This window comes from Streptomyces sp. NPDC006739, from assembly GCF_042869815.1.
Classification (GTDB): Bacteria; Actinomycetota; Actinomycetes; order Streptomycetales; family Streptomycetaceae; genus Streptomyces.
The window spans coordinates 23,959-41,034 of sequence record NZ_JBIAGM010000006.1 but is presented as its reverse complement, the minus strand read 5'-3'; the positions used below and the strand labels follow the sequence as shown (position 1 = coordinate 41,034).

Below are 17,076 nucleotides of genomic sequence, written 5' to 3'. Positions count from 1 at the left end.
CAGTCAGTCATCAAGTCCTCCGTTCTGGGACGTGCATCGCAGGCGGTCGAAGCCACACTCTCACATTTTCGTATACCCCTAGGGGGTATTTGCGGCGGGGTTGGTGCGACAGTCGGCCGACTTCTGCACAAGGGGAAGCCGCCGTTCGGTGACGTTAGAGGTGAACGGCGCGGATGACGGCCCGCTTCGCCACAACTAGTCAATCAATGCGTGTACTTGACGCATCACCAAAGGAGAACGGACTACATGGCCAGCACCCCCCGGCCCGATTTCGCGCGAGTGGCGCGCCTGCGAGGCGCCGAGCAGGGAGTGATCGACGAAGCCGCCCGCCAGGGACTCATGCCCGAGGACATCGCTCACGCGCTCACCGCGCCAGGCGTGAGCGACCTTCTCCTGTTCCAGGGGTTCGAGGTGGTAGCGGATCTTGGCGCTCTCACGGGACCCGGATCGGGCGTCGTTGGCGTTCCCCGTCATCTGGTCGACGGAGACGTGCCCGCACTCGTGGACGTGGCGGACGCGGCACTGTGTGCCGTGCTGTACCGCAGACTCCTGGTACGAGGAACCGCGACCGAGCAGGCAGCGCTGATCAACCGCGATATTCTGCTGCGGCTGTGGCCACGACGGCTCGCACCGCAGTCCGTCGCGCAGGTGTGGGAGCGACGCTTCCCGGAGCTGACCGCAGCGTGAACACCGACGCAATGATCACGGTCGCCCGGATCGTACTTACCGCCTGCGGCCGGAAGGGCTACCACCTCTCCGGATCGCTGGCACTCCATGCCCTGGGCATCGCCGGGGCCCGCCCCGCACACGACATCGACGTGTTCACAGACCAGGTTCAAGACGCTCCGGCAGTGAGGGCAGCTGTTGTCGCCGCGCTGACCGCTCAGGGTTACCGAGTCGAGGAAACACGGACCTGGGCGTATCACCCGGTCGCGCAATGCGACCAGAACAGCGATCTGCTGGCCACACACGCCCTCTATGGCAGCGTCACCATTCAACTCGCCCGCATGACTCGTTACTTCGACACCGTCACCGTCGACGGCATAGCGGTCGCTGCTGTCGGCGACCTTCTCTACGCCAAGATTGAGGCACCCCAACATCGCCTCACCGCCAAGGACTTCGTAGACCTCTCCGTGCTGACCCGACACATTGGGCTCGCAGGCGTCGCCTCCTACCTGGTCGACTATGTAAAGGGAATGGCGGGGCTCCACCAGATCCCCGAGGCGCAGATGCGCCAAGAGCTGTACGTGCGCCTGGCGCAGGTAGCTGACATCCCGGACGCGGCGTTCACCGCATACGGAGTAGAGCCGCAGGCCGTAAAACGCCTGCGTGCCGACCTGCTGGCCTGGGCAGACCAGATCGCGTCGGCCGAGCTGAACGCAACCCGCCTGGACCCGGGCGTGGCCGCCGGTGTGGAGGTCCTGGACCAGGCAGAAGTCCTGGCCGCTCTCGTGCGTTTGGCACGCGCGGAGTCCTTGGCGTTGCTGAGCCCGCCGGAGCTGAGCAGCCGGCGGGGCGAGGCCATGGTCAGGGCTATGGCCGCTTCCCACAGGCTTCGGCAGCTGGCCGAGCAACTCCCCGAAGGAATGCCTGTTCCCCCAGAAGCTGCCGACGCGGCGCAACGCGTCGAGGAGCTCGTCGAAGAGGTACAGCGCATCACGCTGGAGATTCAACGGCGCTCGCGGCTCACCGAACGCCAACGGGCGGAGGAGGCCGTCCTGCGGCGTGATCTGGCCGAGGAACTCGATTCCGACGAGACCCCAGACCCCGACCAGACGGCCATTCAGATGATGCTAAAGATCGTCCGGCGTCGTCGTCACAGCGAGGCAGAGGAAGAACTGCAGCACCACCGGCCCACGACCGGACCCAGTTATGGAGGAGTGCAGAGATGACCGCACCCTCCCAAGCTGACCGAGCCGATCGCGTACGACTCGCGGACAAGGCACTGCCGCTCATCGTGCTTCGAGAACACGCCGCCGACTACGCACCCCTCTTCGCCCGAGCCAGGGCCGAGGTGGGCCACGGCCAATGCCTCTGCCAGACACCAGCACTCCGACTAGTCATACGATGCAGTCGGGCCGGCCGCTACCACCTGGCTGGCTGGCCGGGCGAGGGCGAACTGCACGACCCCAGCTGCAGTTTCCACAAACTCGCCTCAGAACTGACCGGACGCGACGGCTACAGCACGGAAGCCATCCACGAGTCCGACGACGGCGTCGCTATCCGCTTTTCCGCCGCACTCGCCCGCAAGCTCAGCGCCCCGGAGCCGGCCACAACCTCCACCGAACAACGAGAAGGCCGTGCCCGCCGCACCGTCGGCCTGCTCGGCCTTCTCCACTGGCTGTGGGAGGAAACCCAACTCACCGCCTGGCATCCTCGCTGGCGACGACGCACCTGGTGGGTCTGCCACGCCCGGCTGAGCGAGCAGATCGCCGGATGCTCCATCAACCACGAGGAGTTGGCCGCGACCCTGTACGTCGTGCCGCCCTTCCAGGAGCAGTACGCCCGCCGCAACACCGCTGCCTTCGAGACGTTTCGCACGGCCCGCCTGAAACGACGCGGAGACACACAGAGGCGGGGACTCATCCTCGGCGAGATCAGAGATGTCAGACCGAGCCGGTACGGCGTCCAATACGCGCTGGCTCACCACCGCGGCGCCCTGTTCGCCACCGCAGCTCTCGACGCACGGCTCCGCCGCTCGTACCGACCGGCCTTCTCCGCAGCCGCGGACGAACACGGAGCCCGCCGGATTGGCCTGTTCCTGGTCGAACTCAGCCCAAAGGGCAACGTCCGGGTACTCGACATGGCCGCCATGCTGGTCAGCAAGCTGTACATACCCGCCGACTCCAGTCACGAAGTCGTCATGGCCAACGCGCTCACCGACGCCGGACGTGCCTACGTCAAACCGGTGCGATACGACGGGAGCGATCTCGTATTCCCGGATTTCGTCCTCACCGACGTTCACCCCCACTCTTACGTAGAGGTGTACGGAATCCATGGCAGGGAGTCTTATGACCAGCGTAAGCGTGTGAAGCAGGCCCACTACCAACGCCAAGGTGCCGGGTTGATCGAGTGGGACGTAGGCGACTCGATTCCTGAGGTTCGGCGCCGCTAGTTGTGAGGGGATTGCCCGCGTCACGCGGGAGTTGGGTGGCGCTGTGGTCTGCGTGCACCCCGCGTTCCGACCAAACCTGGCCATAGCCTGAGCGTGGCTGTAGCTAGCCGCCCAGATCCTCGCCGCCTGCTGAACTTGATTGGGCGATGTCGGGTAATTATCGGACAGTTGAAGGGCGGGTCCGGTACATCTGTGTGGGTGGACGACTTTGCAGAGACCCCAGAAGCCAACGACCAGACTTCCGCCGAGCCTGACGAGGCCGCCCGCAGGGAGGACGGCAAGGGGAAGCGTGTTGCCGGCGCCGTGAAGGCTGTGAAGGGCTTCCTCAAGGACGAGAGGGTCGCCGTCGCTGCGATGGCCGTAGCGACGGCCGTCTTGGCAGAGGTTCTCGCCAGAAGGCCGGGCGTTGGCAGGGGTATCGAGAACTTCGAACTGCCGCCTGACGCTGGAGCCGAGGACGTCGATCCGTCCCCTGCTCCTGTGGTCGAGGGTTCAAAACGCCGAGGCCCCGAGCGGCATCAGGTGAAGGGGGCCCTCGTGGACCTCGGAGATCGTCAGGCGAGTCCGACAGCGCAGGAGAACTACCGCCGCGATGGAGGGGGCGACCTGCCCCCTGGGAAGACCTATCGGCAGCCGCACTCCCGGGGCGGCCCCGAGCCTGAAGACTTCGGCCTGAGTGTTTGAGTAACTACGCGGCATTGCGTTTTGCGGCTGAGTAGCTGACCCCTCGGCTGTCTTCTGGGCTACGGGGCCGTCGTCGCCGTCCGAGCGGCGACCGTACTGATCGGGGAGAGCGCCCCGTCCCATCGCGACCGTTGTCACGTCACTGGTGGTCGATCTAGGGAATGTGGCTTGGCGTGCTGGCCGGGTCTCGCACCGTTCGGGGGCGCCACGAGGGTGGTCGGGAGTCTTGTCGGCAGGGTCCGGAGCAGTCGTGTCCTCCGTCGGTTTCGGTTGGGACGCGATGAGCCCGGCGGCCCTGTCACTGGCATCGGTTAGGTTTGGGCTTGGCTGCTACGGGAGTGACGGAGGGACGGACCGTGAGTGATGTGGGCGAGCGGGCCAAGAATCGCTTGATCATGCTCGATGGCCACTTCGCGCACCCCGTGAGAGTGGAGCACGTCGAGTCGATCGGGACCGGCGTCTTTCTCGTCAGGGTCCGTCATGCCAATGGGGCGCCCGATGAAACTCAGGTGCTGGAATCTGAACTTGACGCGGCTCTTGCGAAGGTCGCACCAAAACCTGAGCTGGTCAACGCGCAAGATCTGTTCCTGTGGGTAGAGTCACAGCGAATTAAGCACGCATTTGCTCACGATCCGCTCTTCGCTGTTTCAATGAGTGGCGTTCGCGGTCTGCCGCATCAAATTGAAGCGGTCTATCGGCACATGCTGCCTCAGCCCAGGCTGCGTTTTGTGCTCGCGGATGACCCTGGTGCAGGCAAGACGATCATGGCTGGGCTGCTACTCAAGGAGCTGAAACTCCGAGGGGCGGTGGAGCGAATTCTGATCCTCAGCCCGGCTCCGCTCACCACACAGTGGCAAGATGAAATGCTCGACAAGTTCGACGAGCAGTTCGAGATCGTGTCAGGTGAGCAGGTTCGCCATCAGCTCGGACAGAGCCCTTGGGAACGCTTTCCTATGGCCATCAGTAGTATCGACTTTGCCAAGCGTGACGACGTGCGCGATGAACTTCTCCGTGCCCAGTGGGACCTGGTCATCGTTGATGAAGCCCACAAAGCATCGGCATTCACGAAGCGCGGCCGTGAGGAGAGGGTCGTCAAGACGAAGCGGTACGTCCTGGTGGAGGGGGTAGCGCAGCAGGCAGATCGGTTGCTGCTGCTCACGGCGACACCACACTCAGGTGACGAGGACAGGTTTACGCGCTTCTTGGGGCTGCTGGATCCCGATCAGTTCTCGACACCTGACCTCGTGAAGAAGCAGATTTCGAATGACGGGAATCCGTACTTCTTGCGGCGTCAGAAGGAAGACCTTGTAGACGAACAGAATCACGCGCTCTTTGTCGAGAGGCATGTCCGTACTCAGCCGTTCCAGCTCTCGACCGCAGAATATGCGCTGTACCAGGATGTCACTGAATACGTGAACACCTACCTGGGGTCGAGTGGGGGATCGAGGGGTAACGCGGTCGCTCTCGCGCGCACTGTTCTCCAGCGTCGTCTCGCGTCGAGCCTGGGTGCTATCAGGTCTTCGCTGGCCAAGCGAGCCGACCGCTTGAGTGATCTGGTCGATCAGCTGACTGCAATGGACCCCGCTGATCGAAACCGGCGTTTGGCCGCCTTGGGGCGTATGCCGGCGGACTCAGACTTCGAAGACGATGGGGAAGCGGAGTCGGACGACATTGACGAGATCGTCGATGATGCCCTGGCCACCGAGGTGAGCAGCGCGGAACAGATCTCCCAGCTGCGTACTGAAGTAAGCGAACTCCGTAAGTTGGTCTCCCACGCGGACAGGGTCCGAGCCCAGGGGGATGAGCGGAAGCTGGTGGCTCTGCGAGAGTGTCTGGCGAGGGCAGAGTTCGAGGAGTTGCGGGACGGCCGCGGGAAGCTCCTCATCTTCACGGAGCACCGCGACACCCTGAGCTACCTGGAAGACAACCTCCGTCGGCAGGGCTACTCCGTCTGCACCATCCATGGCGGTCACTCTCCAACGGAGCGGAAGCGGATCCAGCACGACTTCCGGCAGAACAAGCAGATTTGCATCGCCACCGAAGCGGCCGGCGAGGGAATCAACCTCCAGTTCTGCCATTTGATGATCAACTATGACCTGCCCTGGAACCCGGTGCGCCTGGAGCAGCGCATGGGCCGGGTGCACCGTATCGGTCAGAGCGCAGACTGCTGGATCTTCAACTTCTGTGCCACCAATACGGTTGAGGGCCAGCTGCTGGCAGGTCTCCACGCCCGCCTTGAAGCGATGCGCGCCGACCTGGATGGCCGCGTCTACGACGTGATCGGCGAGCTCCTCACGATCAACGGCATCGACTTCGAACGGCTCGTCAAGGAGACACTCGCGAACCCCACCCGGGCCAACAGGGATGCCGCAGTCGCCGCGATCAACCGGCTCAACTCGGAGAAATTGGCCGAGTACGAGAAGGACACAGGGATCGCCCTGGCGAAGAAGTATGTGGACATCGACTGGGTCCGCGGCCAGAACTTCCTCTCCGACGAGCGTCGGCTCATGCCGGAATACGCGGAGGCGTTCTTCCTGCGTGCCGCCAGTCGCCAGCGCCTTCGTGTTGAGCGCCGAGCGGATCAGCTGCTCCGCATCGAGCATGTCCCCGTCGCTCTGCGCAGCGAAGACCTTGCGGCTGTGAAGCACCGGGGCCGCCCGGATTCCGAATACCGCAAGCTCACCTTCCGGAAGGAGGAACGAAGCCGCGTCGAGCACGAGGACTCGGTGCTGTGCTCGCCCGGCCACCCGCTGTTCGCGGCGCTTGCAGAGTCGCTAGAACGCGATCTTGCTGCTGACAACGTCCCCCAGGGTGCTGCAGCGTTCGTCGACCCGGGTGCTCTGGCCCCATACTTCGTCCACCTCTTTGCATATGAAGTGGTGGGTGAGGACGTCCACGGCGCCTCGGAGCTCGCGTTCGCTGAGGTCGTGGCGGTGATAGAGGACCAGGACGGCCTGCACCGGGGACCGGCAGATGTCCTTCACACGCTTACGCCCGCGACCCCTGTGGAAGCGCGGAAGGCAGCCGCTCTTTCGCCGGACCAGATCAAGACCGCGACCGACTGGCTGCGCGTGGAGGTCCAGCTTTCGCGGAGTACGGCGGAGCGAAACAGCCGGCTCGATCAAGCCAAACTCCGCGCCTCATACCTTGAGGAGGCGATGGACGCGCAGAAGCGACGGCTGGAGAGCCGATGGGACACCTACGATGCCAAGGTCGCTGCAGGTGATGACTCGTACCGGCTCCAGCGGGACAACGCTGCACGGCAGCTCAAGGAGCTGAAGCATCGACGGGCCTCAAAACTGGAGTCCCTCAACCGCCTCGGCGTCGTGCGCTCAGGCAAGGTGACGCACCTCGGCTCTGCCTCTGTGGTGCCGCCGCACAGGCCAGAGCACCCAGACGTCGACGTCATGCGTCCCAACAGCAAGGAAGTCGAGGAGGCCGCGGTCGAGGTCGCGATGGCTTTCGAGGCGGAGCAGGGCTGGGAGCCCGAATACCTCGGACACCTGATGGACGGCAGCGGCTTTGACATTCGCTCGACACGGACGCTTCCCGACGGCAGCTCACAGGTGCGCCGCATCGAGGTGAAGGGCCGCAGTGCCGCCTCGGGCGACGTGGGCCTGTACCGGACCGAGTGGTACGCCGCCCAGCGATGGGCAGCAGGCTTCTGGCTCTACGTCGTCTACAGCTCGACGACGAACCCTGTACTGATGAGGGTGCAGGACCCTTACCACACGCTGCCTAATGTGTCCGAAATCCGGCAGGTTACCGGCTATCGCGTACCAGGCGCTAGCATCCGAGCTCACGCGGTTATAGAGACGAGAGCTGCGGAGCGAGAGGAATAGAGTGCGCGACAGCAGTGACAAGCGGCTCATCGAAGACGTCATCCCGATCGACGTCATCAGCCGCACGAGCGCCAGCGAGAAGGTGGGCGGTCGTGTCGGCCACCCCGCATCGCTGCACCTCTGGTGGGCTCGTCGACCTCTCGCAGCCTCCCGCGCTGCCGTGTACTCCGCCCTTGCGCCGGCGGAAGGGCGGACTCGCACGCTCGATGAAGAGTCGATCTTCTTCGACGCGCTGTGCACGTGGGGTGCCGAAGACCACGCCATTCGCACGGCGCGTAGCGAGGTACTCGCGGCTAGCAAGGATGGGCCGCCGAAGGTGGTCGACCTCTTCTCCGGCGGAGGCGCTATCCCCCTGGAGGCCCTGCGCCTGGGGTGCGAGGTTACGGCCAATGAGCTGAACCCAGTGGCTCACCTCATCGAACGCATGCTCCTGGAGTTTCCGCAGAGCTATCCCGGTCTCGCTGACGACGTGCGTAAGTGGGGTCAGATCTGGGTCGACGCGGCCTGGCGCGACCTGTCGGATTTCTACCCGACCGTCGACGGTGGCACTGGACAGCAGCACCTCCTCGCCGACGATGAAACCGAGCAGCGTCTCCCCCTGGCGTACCTGTGGACACGCACCGTGCGCTGCCCGAACCCAGCGGCGCCGGAGCACGACGCCCATCTTGTGCGGCAGACCTGGCTTGGCCGGAAGAAGAATCGAGTCGTTGCCCTCAAGCCCGTGGTCGACCGCGATGCGTTGTCGCTGCGCTACGAAGTGGTTACGGGAACGACTGAAGATGATCTTGGATTTGACCCCGCTGAAGGCTCGCGAGGCGGCCAAGTCACCTGCCGCATTTGCGGCGCACCGGTGACGAGCAAGCACGTCAAGGACGAGGCCCGCGCCGGCCGCATGGGTACGGCACCGCTGGCAGCCCTCGCGGCAAAGCCGGGTCGGCGGGGACGCGACTACCTAGCTGTTGGCGAATACGAACTCCCGGACGATGCGGAGTGCCTGAAGCGCCTTGAGGAACTGGACGTTGAGCCGCTCAACGAGCCGCTTCCCGGCACCATGCGCATCACAGGCGGTACGTGCATGGTTTACGGGTTCTCTCAGTACCGTGATCTGTTCACTCCTCGGCAGCTTCTTGCGCTGAGTACATTGGCCGCAGGTATTCGCACCGTGCACGACAAGGCCTGTGACGAGGGCATGGAGCCGGGGCGTGCAGCCGCACTGTCGACGGCATTGGCCATGGCACTGAACCGGGTCGCGGACCGACTGTCGAACCTGTGCCGCCTTGACACGAAGAATGAGGGTGGAACGAATACGTTCGCCCGCCAGGCGCTGCCGATGGTGTGGGACTTCTATGAGGCCAACCCGTTCGCCGGGGCCTCTGGGGACGTGCGTAAGTACCTCAAGGAAACCGCCGACCTCATCGAACGGCTGTCTACTCTTCCGAACGCTGCAAATGTTGTTCGTGGGTCCGCTGCCTCTCTCCCGCTGCCCAGCGACTCCCAGGACGCGGTCATCACGGACCCGCCGTACTACGACAACATCTCGTACGCGGACCTGTCTGACTTCTTTTATGTCTGGCTGAAGCGGTCTGTCGGTTTCCTGTACCCCACGGATCTCGGCGGGGAGCTGACGCCGAAGAGGAACGAGGCAGTGGTCGCTGCCTATCGCCACTCCGGCAGCAAGGATGACGCGCGTCGGCACTACGAAGACCTCATGGAGAAGGCGTTCAAGGAAGCTCATCGGGTACTCAAGCCCGGCGCACCGCTCGTCTGTGTGTACGCGCACAAGACCACCTCAGGTTGGTCCAGCCTGGTCGAGTCGCTCAAGAGCGCAGGCTTCACGATCACTGAGGCGTGGCCCCTCGACACCGAGATGCCGGAGAGGGCCGTCGGTCGCGGAACGGCCAGTCTCGCCTCGTCGATCTTCCTTGTCGCGCGTAAGCGCAGGCCCGACGCAGGTGTAGGCAGTGAAGCCGAGGTCATGGCCGAGCTCGGCCAGATCATCCTGGAGCGCCGTGCACGGCTGGAGGAGCTCGGCATCACGGGCTCGGACCTGGTCATTGCCATCGTCGGGGCTGGCCTTCGGGCCCTGACCCGGTACGAACGCGTCGAGCAGGACAATGGTGAAGTGCTGCCCGCTGAGACCTTCTTGGAGATGGTCCAGAGCCGTGTTCTGGACGCGCTCTTCGAGGGGCTTGCCGGCACGGACCCCGTTACCCGCTACTACGTGGCGGCCCAGTACTCCTACGGGTACGCGGCAGTCCCCTTCGATGAGGCCAACAACCTCGCCCGGATGACCGGCGCCAACCTCGACGGATCCGGCGGCCTCACAACAGGTCCCAATCCGCTCGTGGATAAGGTCAAATCCACCGTCGTCCTCAGAGACTTCGAAGACCGTGGCGATGACGGTCGCCTGGGACAGCCAGACACCGAAGCCAGCGGGACGATGCCGCTCTACGAGATTGAGTCATCCGCCGCGCCGCCCCTCATCGATGTCGCACATGCTGTCCTTTGGCGTGCAGAACACCGTCCGGGGGAGGTTCGCCCCTATCTGATGTCCGTGAACGTCGATGCTGTCGCGCTCCGTCAAGTCATCCAGACCCTGGCAGGTCGGGCCCTGCGTGCCAGCTCAAGCGAGACGAAGAGCCGAGAGGCCAGCGCGGCAGAGCGGCTGCTGGTGTCGTGGAGGACGATCGTTGGTGAACGGGGGCTGCTCTGAGGTGCTGGCCATCCACAACGTTGAAGTACAGGGGGTTGGAACGCTGTGAGTTCGAGCTATCGGCTGTCGCCCTGGACGCAGGTTGCACGTCCGCATGATGACGTTGCGGCAGGCGTCCTCGACATGGGGACCTACGCGGCCAACCTGGCCGGGGTCTTCAGAGGCCGACCGGGTATTGCACCCGTCTACACGGACGCCGGTAGGTTCTACCAGGCGACGTATCTCACCAAGAAAATGGGCGAGTTGCTCACGGACGTCATGGACGTCCTCGCGGGTGGAACCGGCTCCCACGTCCTTCAACTCCGCACTCCCTTCGGCGGCGGTAAGACGCACAGCCTTGTCGCCCTCCTCCACCTGGTTCGCGACCGCGCCGCCTCCGTTGCTGCATGCCCGGACTTGAAGGACATCGCTGATCCAGGCGACGTGCAGATCGCCGTGCTGTCTGGAGAGGAACTCGACCCTCTCTCACCGATGAGCGCGACAGGAGTCGAGACCCACACTCTTTGGGGAGAACTCGCAGCGCAGCTCGGACGTTACGAGCTTGTTGAACAACACGATCTAACGGGGTCGGCCCCGGGCGGGGATGTCCTCCGGCAGGTCATTGGTGACGGTCCGACCCTCATCCTCCTCGACGAAGTCTTGATCTATGTCGAGAAGGCCATGGCGCTTCAGCGGGCGGAGTCCACCGCTGGCCGTCAGGCAATGCTGTTCGTTCAGGCGCTCACGGAGGCCATCAGCGCCCAGCCTCGTGCCGCCATGGTCTACAGCCTTCAGGCCAGTGTCGGTGAGGCCGTCGGCGCTGAGGGGTTGTTGAGCGACCTGGACAAGCTCGTTGCCCGAGTTGATGCCAAGCGCGAGCCGGTGTCAGGCGACGAGGTACTCCGCGTTGTTCAGCGCCGGCTCTTTGCCGAGCTCGGCGACGAGGAGATCCACCGAGAGGTCGCACGGTCGTATTCCGACGTCCTTCGGAGGCAGCTGCTGGCCACCGCGGAAACCGGGGACGCACGCCGAGAAGCCGAGGCTGCGGCAGACTCCCTGGAGAACCGGGTACTGGCCGCGTATCCCTTGCATCCCGACCTGCTTGATCTCATGTACCACCGTTGGGGGTCTCTGCCTTCATATCAGCGAACCCGTGGCGCGTTGCAGTTCTTGGCGGCAGTCGTCCACGCCCTGTGGCAGTCGGGAGCGAAGAGTCCGCTCATTGGGCCGGGTGACGTCGACTTCACTGATGAGGCGTCTCGGGGTGCATTCTTCTCCCAGGTGGGCGAGAGGGAGCGGTACACGTCCGTGCTGTCGAGCGACGTTACCTCGGAGGGCGCGGGGTGCACGACGGTGGACCGGACGCTCGGGGCTGACAGCCCGACAATCGCACAGCTTCGGGTGGGGACGCGCGTTGCCACCGCCATCATGCTCTACAGCTTCGGGGCACGTGAGGGCGAAGACCGGGGCGTTCTCGAATCGGACCTCGTTCGAAGTGTCCTTGTTCCCGGCCTTACCCGGAACATCGTCATTTCCGCATTGCACGATCTCCGTGAGGAGGAGCTGTACCTCCACTACACGGGACGGCGCTACCGGTTCGAGCCGACTCCCAACCTGACGAAACTCGTACGGGACGAAGCCAGCAAGCTCAGCTCCAATGAGGTGCTCACCGAGGTTCGTGCGGAACTTGACAAGCAGCTGCAAGGCAATAGGGGCGTAGCTCTGTGGCCGGAGACGCCTGGCGGCATCCCTGACGAGCGTCCCCTGTTCACGGTTGCCTACCTGCATCCGGACTGGTCTGAAGACCGTGATTCGCCCGAGAAGTTCATTGAACAAGCCGGCAAGGGAAGTCCACGGCGATACCGCAACGGACTCGCCCTGGTCCTGCCGGACAAGGCCCAGTTCGACCTCGCCCGCCACGCCATACGGCTGCGATTGGCCGCCAAATCACTCCTGGACCAGCACAAGAAGTACAACTTCAGTGCCGAGCAGATCGAGGAACTTCAAGATAAGGCGGCCAACGCTCGACGCGACGGCTCTGCGGCCATCGGCGCCGCTTACAGCACCGTGGCCATCCCCACGCGATCGAGGTCAGGCGACGCGCCCTATGTGCTTGAGCCTTCAGATCTCCGCACGATGCTGGCAGCAGGCCGTGCCCTCCACGAACGTGTAGTGGAAGCCCTCAGCCAGCGCGTGTTCAGTTCTGTCACCACCGCGAAGCTCGTCGCCTTGGCGGGCCTGGGGCCGGACCGGAAGGCGGTCATCTGCGCTGACCTGGTGGACTGGTTCTACAGCTACTACGAGTTCACCAAGCTTTGGGACAAGAAGGTCATCGCCTCGGCCATCGCGAACGCAGTCAAGACCTCCGAACTTGGCTACACGGTCGGGCTTGTGCGAGAAGGGGAAGAGGTTGCTCCCCGCGATGCTCGGCAGATCCGCTTCGGGGAACGCCTCACAGTCGATGAGATCGATCTCTCAGACGATGCAGCGATCCTCTGGCATGACTACGCCCATGAGTGTCTGCAGGCGACCGTTGAGCCCGCCCCCAAGGCCCCCGAGTCCGATGAGCCATCAGCCCCCCAGCCCACGCCGGCGGCGCCGACTCCAAGTCCGCAAGGAGGCACGTCTGGCGGCGGCGCTCCCTCTGCCCCAACTCCCGGTGACAGTGTTCGAGTGGCGGACATTGAGGCGGTCCTCGATAGGTCTGGTCTCTTCAACCTGCGGCGCGCGCTTTCCTGGCTTGGGGATCAGCCGGGCCAAGTTCGCATCGAGATCAACATCCACGCGGAGGGGGAGTACGACCGGGTCTCCTTCCGGAACGGCTTGGTAGAGCCCCTAGAGGAAGCAACCGAGAATCTCGACGTCAACACGCAGTAGTGCACGCACTGTTGTCCCAGATGGATCAGCAGTGCGCGCATGGGCAGATGGTTGAGCGCCGAGTCGACGGGTCGCCGAGCTCTGGGTATCTGACCGCGGCTCGGTTGCCAGTCAAGGCGGCCAATTCGCCGCTGGTTGGAGTCGTAGGCCGCCAGGAGCGCGAAGTTCGCGAGCGCACGGTGGGGCCCGTTGCGGCGGCGGCCTGAACGTCCGATGCCAAGTCCCTTGCATCAAGGGGAAGGGCGCCGGTCGCTGGAAAATACGGGTGCGCACTGCCTGCTCGCCGATACGGTGAGTTGTTGAATTGGTGCGGGGAGAGACGATGCAGCATGATGTGAAGCCGGAGAAGGTCGTGCTCGCGGTCGCGAAGGCCATTGAGGCCAAGTTCACTCGTGGGGACTGGCTAGCACTTGCCTACGAGACGGGTTGCGCCGACCGAGTCCGGGAGCACCCCAGACTGCTGCGCAGTCTGGACTGGAATGACGAGGACTATTCGGGCCATGTGCTCGACATGGTCGAGGAAATTATCCGGCCGTCTGGCCGGACCGTCGGTGACGGTCCATACCGGATCGCTACCAGGGCCATCGATGCAGCGAACTTCGCCGTCGCTGAACGAATGCTTGGGCTCCCTGAGTGGCTCGCCCAGTACGAGCCTGTCCTCTTCAGCGACATCTATGGCAGCCAAGTGGCTGACGTAGGTGTGGATGAACTACAGGCGGCAGCCAAGGAACTCGGCCTTGCAGATGTCGACGAACATGCCGCCCGTATCCGGCGTGGCATCCGAGACGACCCAGCGCAAGCGATCGGATCAGCCAAGGAATTGCTGGAGACCGTCCTTAAGGCAGTGCTAGGTCTTCACGGCAACGGACCAGAAACGAAGAAGGAAATTCCGTACTTGCTGAAGGAGGCCAACATTGCTCTGGGCCTGGATCCGGCGGGAGCAAAGGGCAGCGAACCAGGGGCCGTACAGCGCCGCAAGGCGCTTGGCGCTCTCACGAATCTCGTGAACAGTATCGCGGAGCTACGGAACGCTGGGTTCGGGACCGGTCACGGACTAAGCCAACGTCCCACGCTGGATGTTGCGACGGCGCGGCTGGCAGTGTCCGCGGCCGTCACTGCTGCGACCTTCTACATCGAGGCCCACGCTGCGGAGCAGGCGTAGCCAGTCAGCATCGCCCCGACAGACGCCTCTTGTAGTACGACGTCGCCCTCGCTCCGCTGCACGGACGCTTCTCGTTGGGGGCTTGCAGTGGGGGCGATCACCAACTGAAAAAGCGTGCGACGTGGCCGAGTCGGTCCGCTCCTCCGGAGGCCACACACATTGGAGTGGTTGCGGCCGGTGCGATTACGCTGACCTGTCTGAGTCCGGCCGCACGCGTGTGTAAGCAGTGGCCGGCCGTGTGGGAGCGCGGGCGGGACAAGGCACGGAGGAAGAGTGCAGTTCACGGTCGTGGAGCGGGGCCAACGACAACCGAAGGGTGTACGGTCGCAGGCCCTGCTTGTCAGAGATGCATGGAACGACCACGGCTTCGTCACCATGTTCCACCTGGTGATCTACGACGAGGACGGACGCCGCCACGGGATCGGCGAGGTGAAGATCGGCGAGCTGGGGATGCACCCAGGGCGAGATCAGAGTAGCGAGGGCCCAGGCCGCGTTGCGCGCATGCCTGAGAGCTTCGAAGTACTCGGGGAGCGGCACTTTTCCTTGGGCCAAGATGACTCGTACTACGAACGCCTGCGCCAACTCGGCGACAACATTCGCGTGCTAGTCCTGACCGCGCTGAAGGACATGGCCTTCAACGAGAGCATCTTCGACCGCGTCCAGCACGAGCAAGTGACACGCGATTCACTCATGCGGTTCTTGAAACCGACCGCCGTCGAAGAACAGTTTCGCCGCATCGCGCAGGGCGGGGTTCGAGTCTCGGGATTCCAGGTGGCCTACGAGGCTCCAGTCCCCGCTGGAGGCGGGGGCAAGTCGGTGATCCTTCCGTTCGAGGTGTCTCCAAACTCGCGACCGTCCACGAACATCCATGTGCTAACCGGCCGCAACAGCGTCGGCAAGTCCTACCTCCTGAACAGCCTGACACGCTGTGTGGGCGACTATGAAGCTCCGGAGGAAGACGTCGGCCGCATCATTGAGTACAACCGAGGCACTCGCAGTTCCTTCGCGAACCTGGTCAGCGTCACCTTCAGCGCCTTCGACGAGTTCCCGCTCATCCACGACGACGATGTGGCCATCTCCTACGCCTACGTCGGGCTGAAGATCCCCACTGGCGGATCGCGTGCGCCACGGGTAAAAACATCGGGTCAGATCAAGAAGGACTTCGCGGACAGCGTGGAGGCCTGCCTGACCGGGGAGCGGGCAGATCGGTGGGCTAAAGCCCTGCGAACCTTGCAATACGCTGGCAACGGCCTCCTCGACGAGGTATGGCTGGCGGACTTCCAGGCCACCCGGAGCGCGAATGTCCGCCGGCGCAAAGCGCGGCAGTTGTTCAGTAGTCTCAGTTCGGGTCACAAGGTTGTCCTGCTGACCATGACCCGCTTGGTCGAGCACGTCACTGAGCGTTCGCTGGTGATCATCGATGAGCCGGAATCCCATCTGCACCCGCCGCTGCTGGCCGCGTTCATACGTGCTCTGTCCGACCTGCTCGCGGACCGTAACGGTCTGGCGGTTGTTGCCACGCACTCGCCCGTCGTCCTCCAAGAGGTTCCGGCGTCCTGCGTGTGGAAACTGAGGCGCCATGGCAACCAGTTGGTCGCCGACCGCCCCACCATCGAGACGTTCGGCGAGAATGTCGGCGTGCTCACTCACGAGGTGTTCGGGCTTGAAGTGACCGACTCCGGATTTCACCGTGATCTGAAGGCCGCGGTACGCCAGGGGCTCTCGTACGAGCACGTTCTTGGACGGTTCAACGGTCAGCTTGGCGGCGAGGCCAAGGCTATCGTCCGATCCCTCATCGCTGTCCGAGACTCAGACGGACCCGCGAGCTGGGAGGGTCGGATCTGATGTGGGCTTTGCCAGTCCCTGAACTCTCGGCCCGCACGGTCTACCTGACCTGTATAAGCAAGTCCCGGCCGAAGGCCAAGACGCGACTAAAGGCGCTGGAAGAGGAGGTGGTCAATGCCGCCGACCGGTTCGAAACCGCAGCCGCAGCGGCTGCCCTCCACACACTGGCGGACCTCAAGGTCAAGCCCAGTGACAAGGCCGACAGAGCCGAGCTGACCAAGAACTACACGCAGCGTATGTCCCGCAAGGGTAATCCGGGAAGGGACGAGTACGACAAGCTGAAGGCCGCAGCGCCCTTGGGGCGCTGCCCTCTGTGCGGTCACCGGGATGTAGAGACCCTCGACCATCAGCTGCCAAAGACGGCGTATCCGCTGCTGTCCGTCGTGCCGTTCAACCTGGTTCCCGCGTGTCACAAGTGCAACACGGTGAAGGGCGAGACCGCTCCGAAGAGCGCGGGTGAGCAGACACTCCACCCCTATTTCGACGACGTCGGCAAGGAGAAGTGGCTCTTCGCCCGTGTCCACGAAGTGGCCCCCGCAGCTGTCGAATTCTATGTGAATCCGCCGTCCGCGTGGGACAGCATCCTCACGACGCGGGTTCACAGGCACTTCCGTACATTCGGACTCGCGTCCCTGTACGGATCCCAGGCAGCTCGGGAAATGAGCAGCCTCCGTTACATCCTCAAACGCAAGGCCCCTTCGATGGTCGGCGATCACCTGCGGGACGAGGCCGCCGGCTTGGCCGAGGAAGATCCGAACCTGTGGCGGGCCGCCATGTACCAGGCCCTGGCTAGTAGTTCCTGGTACATCGATGGCGGCTTCGCTTTGGAGTAGCCGTCGCATCCGCAATGAAGCCAGCC

At 63.9% G+C, this 17,076-nt stretch carries 10 protein-coding genes; all 10 read left to right on the top strand.

Features of this window, described 5'->3' with window-relative positions:
* Positions 1–246: 246 nt before the first annotated feature.
* The gene (locus ACFYMM_RS14625; protein ID WP_319647557.1) at positions 247–687 is read left to right on the top strand and encodes a hypothetical protein; all 441 of its coding nucleotides are present in this window, start codon (positions 247–249) and stop codon (positions 685–687) included.
* A complete protein-coding gene (locus tag ACFYMM_RS14620; protein ID WP_388386257.1) occupies positions 684–1,892 on the top strand; it encodes a hypothetical protein in 1,209 nt (402 codons plus the stop codon). The genes ACFYMM_RS14625 and ACFYMM_RS14620 overlap by 4 nt, the downstream gene beginning before the upstream one ends.
* Entirely contained in the window at positions 1,889–3,115 is a 1,227-nt protein-coding gene (locus ACFYMM_RS14615) for a DUF1173 family protein (protein ID WP_319648162.1), read from the top strand. The genes ACFYMM_RS14620 and ACFYMM_RS14615 overlap by 4 nt, the downstream gene beginning before the upstream one ends.
* A 198-nt stretch (positions 3,116–3,313) precedes the next feature.
* On the top strand, positions 3,314–3,799 hold the full coding sequence (locus tag ACFYMM_RS14610) for a hypothetical protein (protein ID WP_388386256.1): 486 nt from the start codon (positions 3,314–3,316) through the stop codon (positions 3,797–3,799).
* Between the two features lie 356 nt (positions 3,800–4,155).
* A complete protein-coding gene (locus ACFYMM_RS14605; RefSeq protein WP_388386255.1) occupies positions 4,156–7,641 on the top strand; it encodes a helicase-related protein in 3,486 nt (1,161 codons plus the stop codon).
* A 1-nt stretch (position 7,642) separates the two neighbouring features.
* Positions 7,643–10,354: a DUF1156 domain-containing protein gene (locus ACFYMM_RS14600; RefSeq protein ID WP_319648160.1), complete on the top strand. Its 2,712-nt coding sequence runs from the start codon at positions 7,643–7,645 to the stop codon at positions 10,352–10,354.
* 123 nt (positions 10,355–10,477) lie between these two features.
* A complete protein-coding gene (locus ACFYMM_RS14595) occupies positions 10,478–13,210 on the top strand; it encodes an ATP-binding protein (protein ID WP_388386254.1) in 2,733 nt (910 codons plus the stop codon).
* Positions 13,211–13,532: 322 nt separating this feature from the next.
* Positions 13,533–14,372: an abortive infection family protein gene (locus ACFYMM_RS14590; protein WP_388386253.1), complete on the top strand. Its 840-nt coding sequence runs from the start codon at positions 13,533–13,535 to the stop codon at positions 14,370–14,372.
* A 273-nt stretch (positions 14,373–14,645) separates the two neighbouring features.
* Positions 14,646–16,217: an AAA family ATPase gene (locus tag ACFYMM_RS14585; RefSeq protein ID WP_388386252.1), complete on the top strand. Its 1,572-nt coding sequence runs from the start codon at positions 14,646–14,648 to the stop codon at positions 16,215–16,217.
* Positions 16,217–17,050 carry an HNH endonuclease gene (locus ACFYMM_RS14580; RefSeq protein WP_388386251.1) on the top strand — a complete coding sequence of 278 codons (834 nt, stop codon included), beginning with the start codon at positions 16,217–16,219 and terminating at the stop codon, positions 17,048–17,050. Before ACFYMM_RS14585 ends, ACFYMM_RS14580 begins: the two co-directional genes overlap by 1 nt.
* The last annotated feature ends 26 nt before the right edge of the window (positions 17,051–17,076 follow it).

Excerpts from the sequence above, each read along its gene's own strand:
- ACFYMM_RS14590 (WP_388386253.1), top strand. The coding sequence starts at position 13,533 with ATGCAGCATGATGTGAAGCCGGAGAAGGTCGTGCTCGCGGTCGCGAAG.
- ACFYMM_RS14580 (WP_388386251.1), top strand. The coding sequence starts at position 16,217 with ATGTGGGCTTTGCCAGTCCCTGAACTCTCGGCCCGCACGGTCTACCTG.
- ACFYMM_RS14615 (WP_319648162.1), top strand. The coding sequence starts at position 1,889 with ATGACCGCACCCTCCCAAGCTGACCGAGCCGATCGCGTACGACTCGCG.
- ACFYMM_RS14595 (WP_388386254.1), top strand. The coding sequence starts at position 10,478 with ATGGGGACCTACGCGGCCAACCTGGCCGGGGTCTTCAGAGGCCGACCG.
- ACFYMM_RS14625 (WP_319647557.1), top strand. The coding sequence starts at position 247 with ATGGCCAGCACCCCCCGGCCCGATTTCGCGCGAGTGGCGCGCCTGCGA.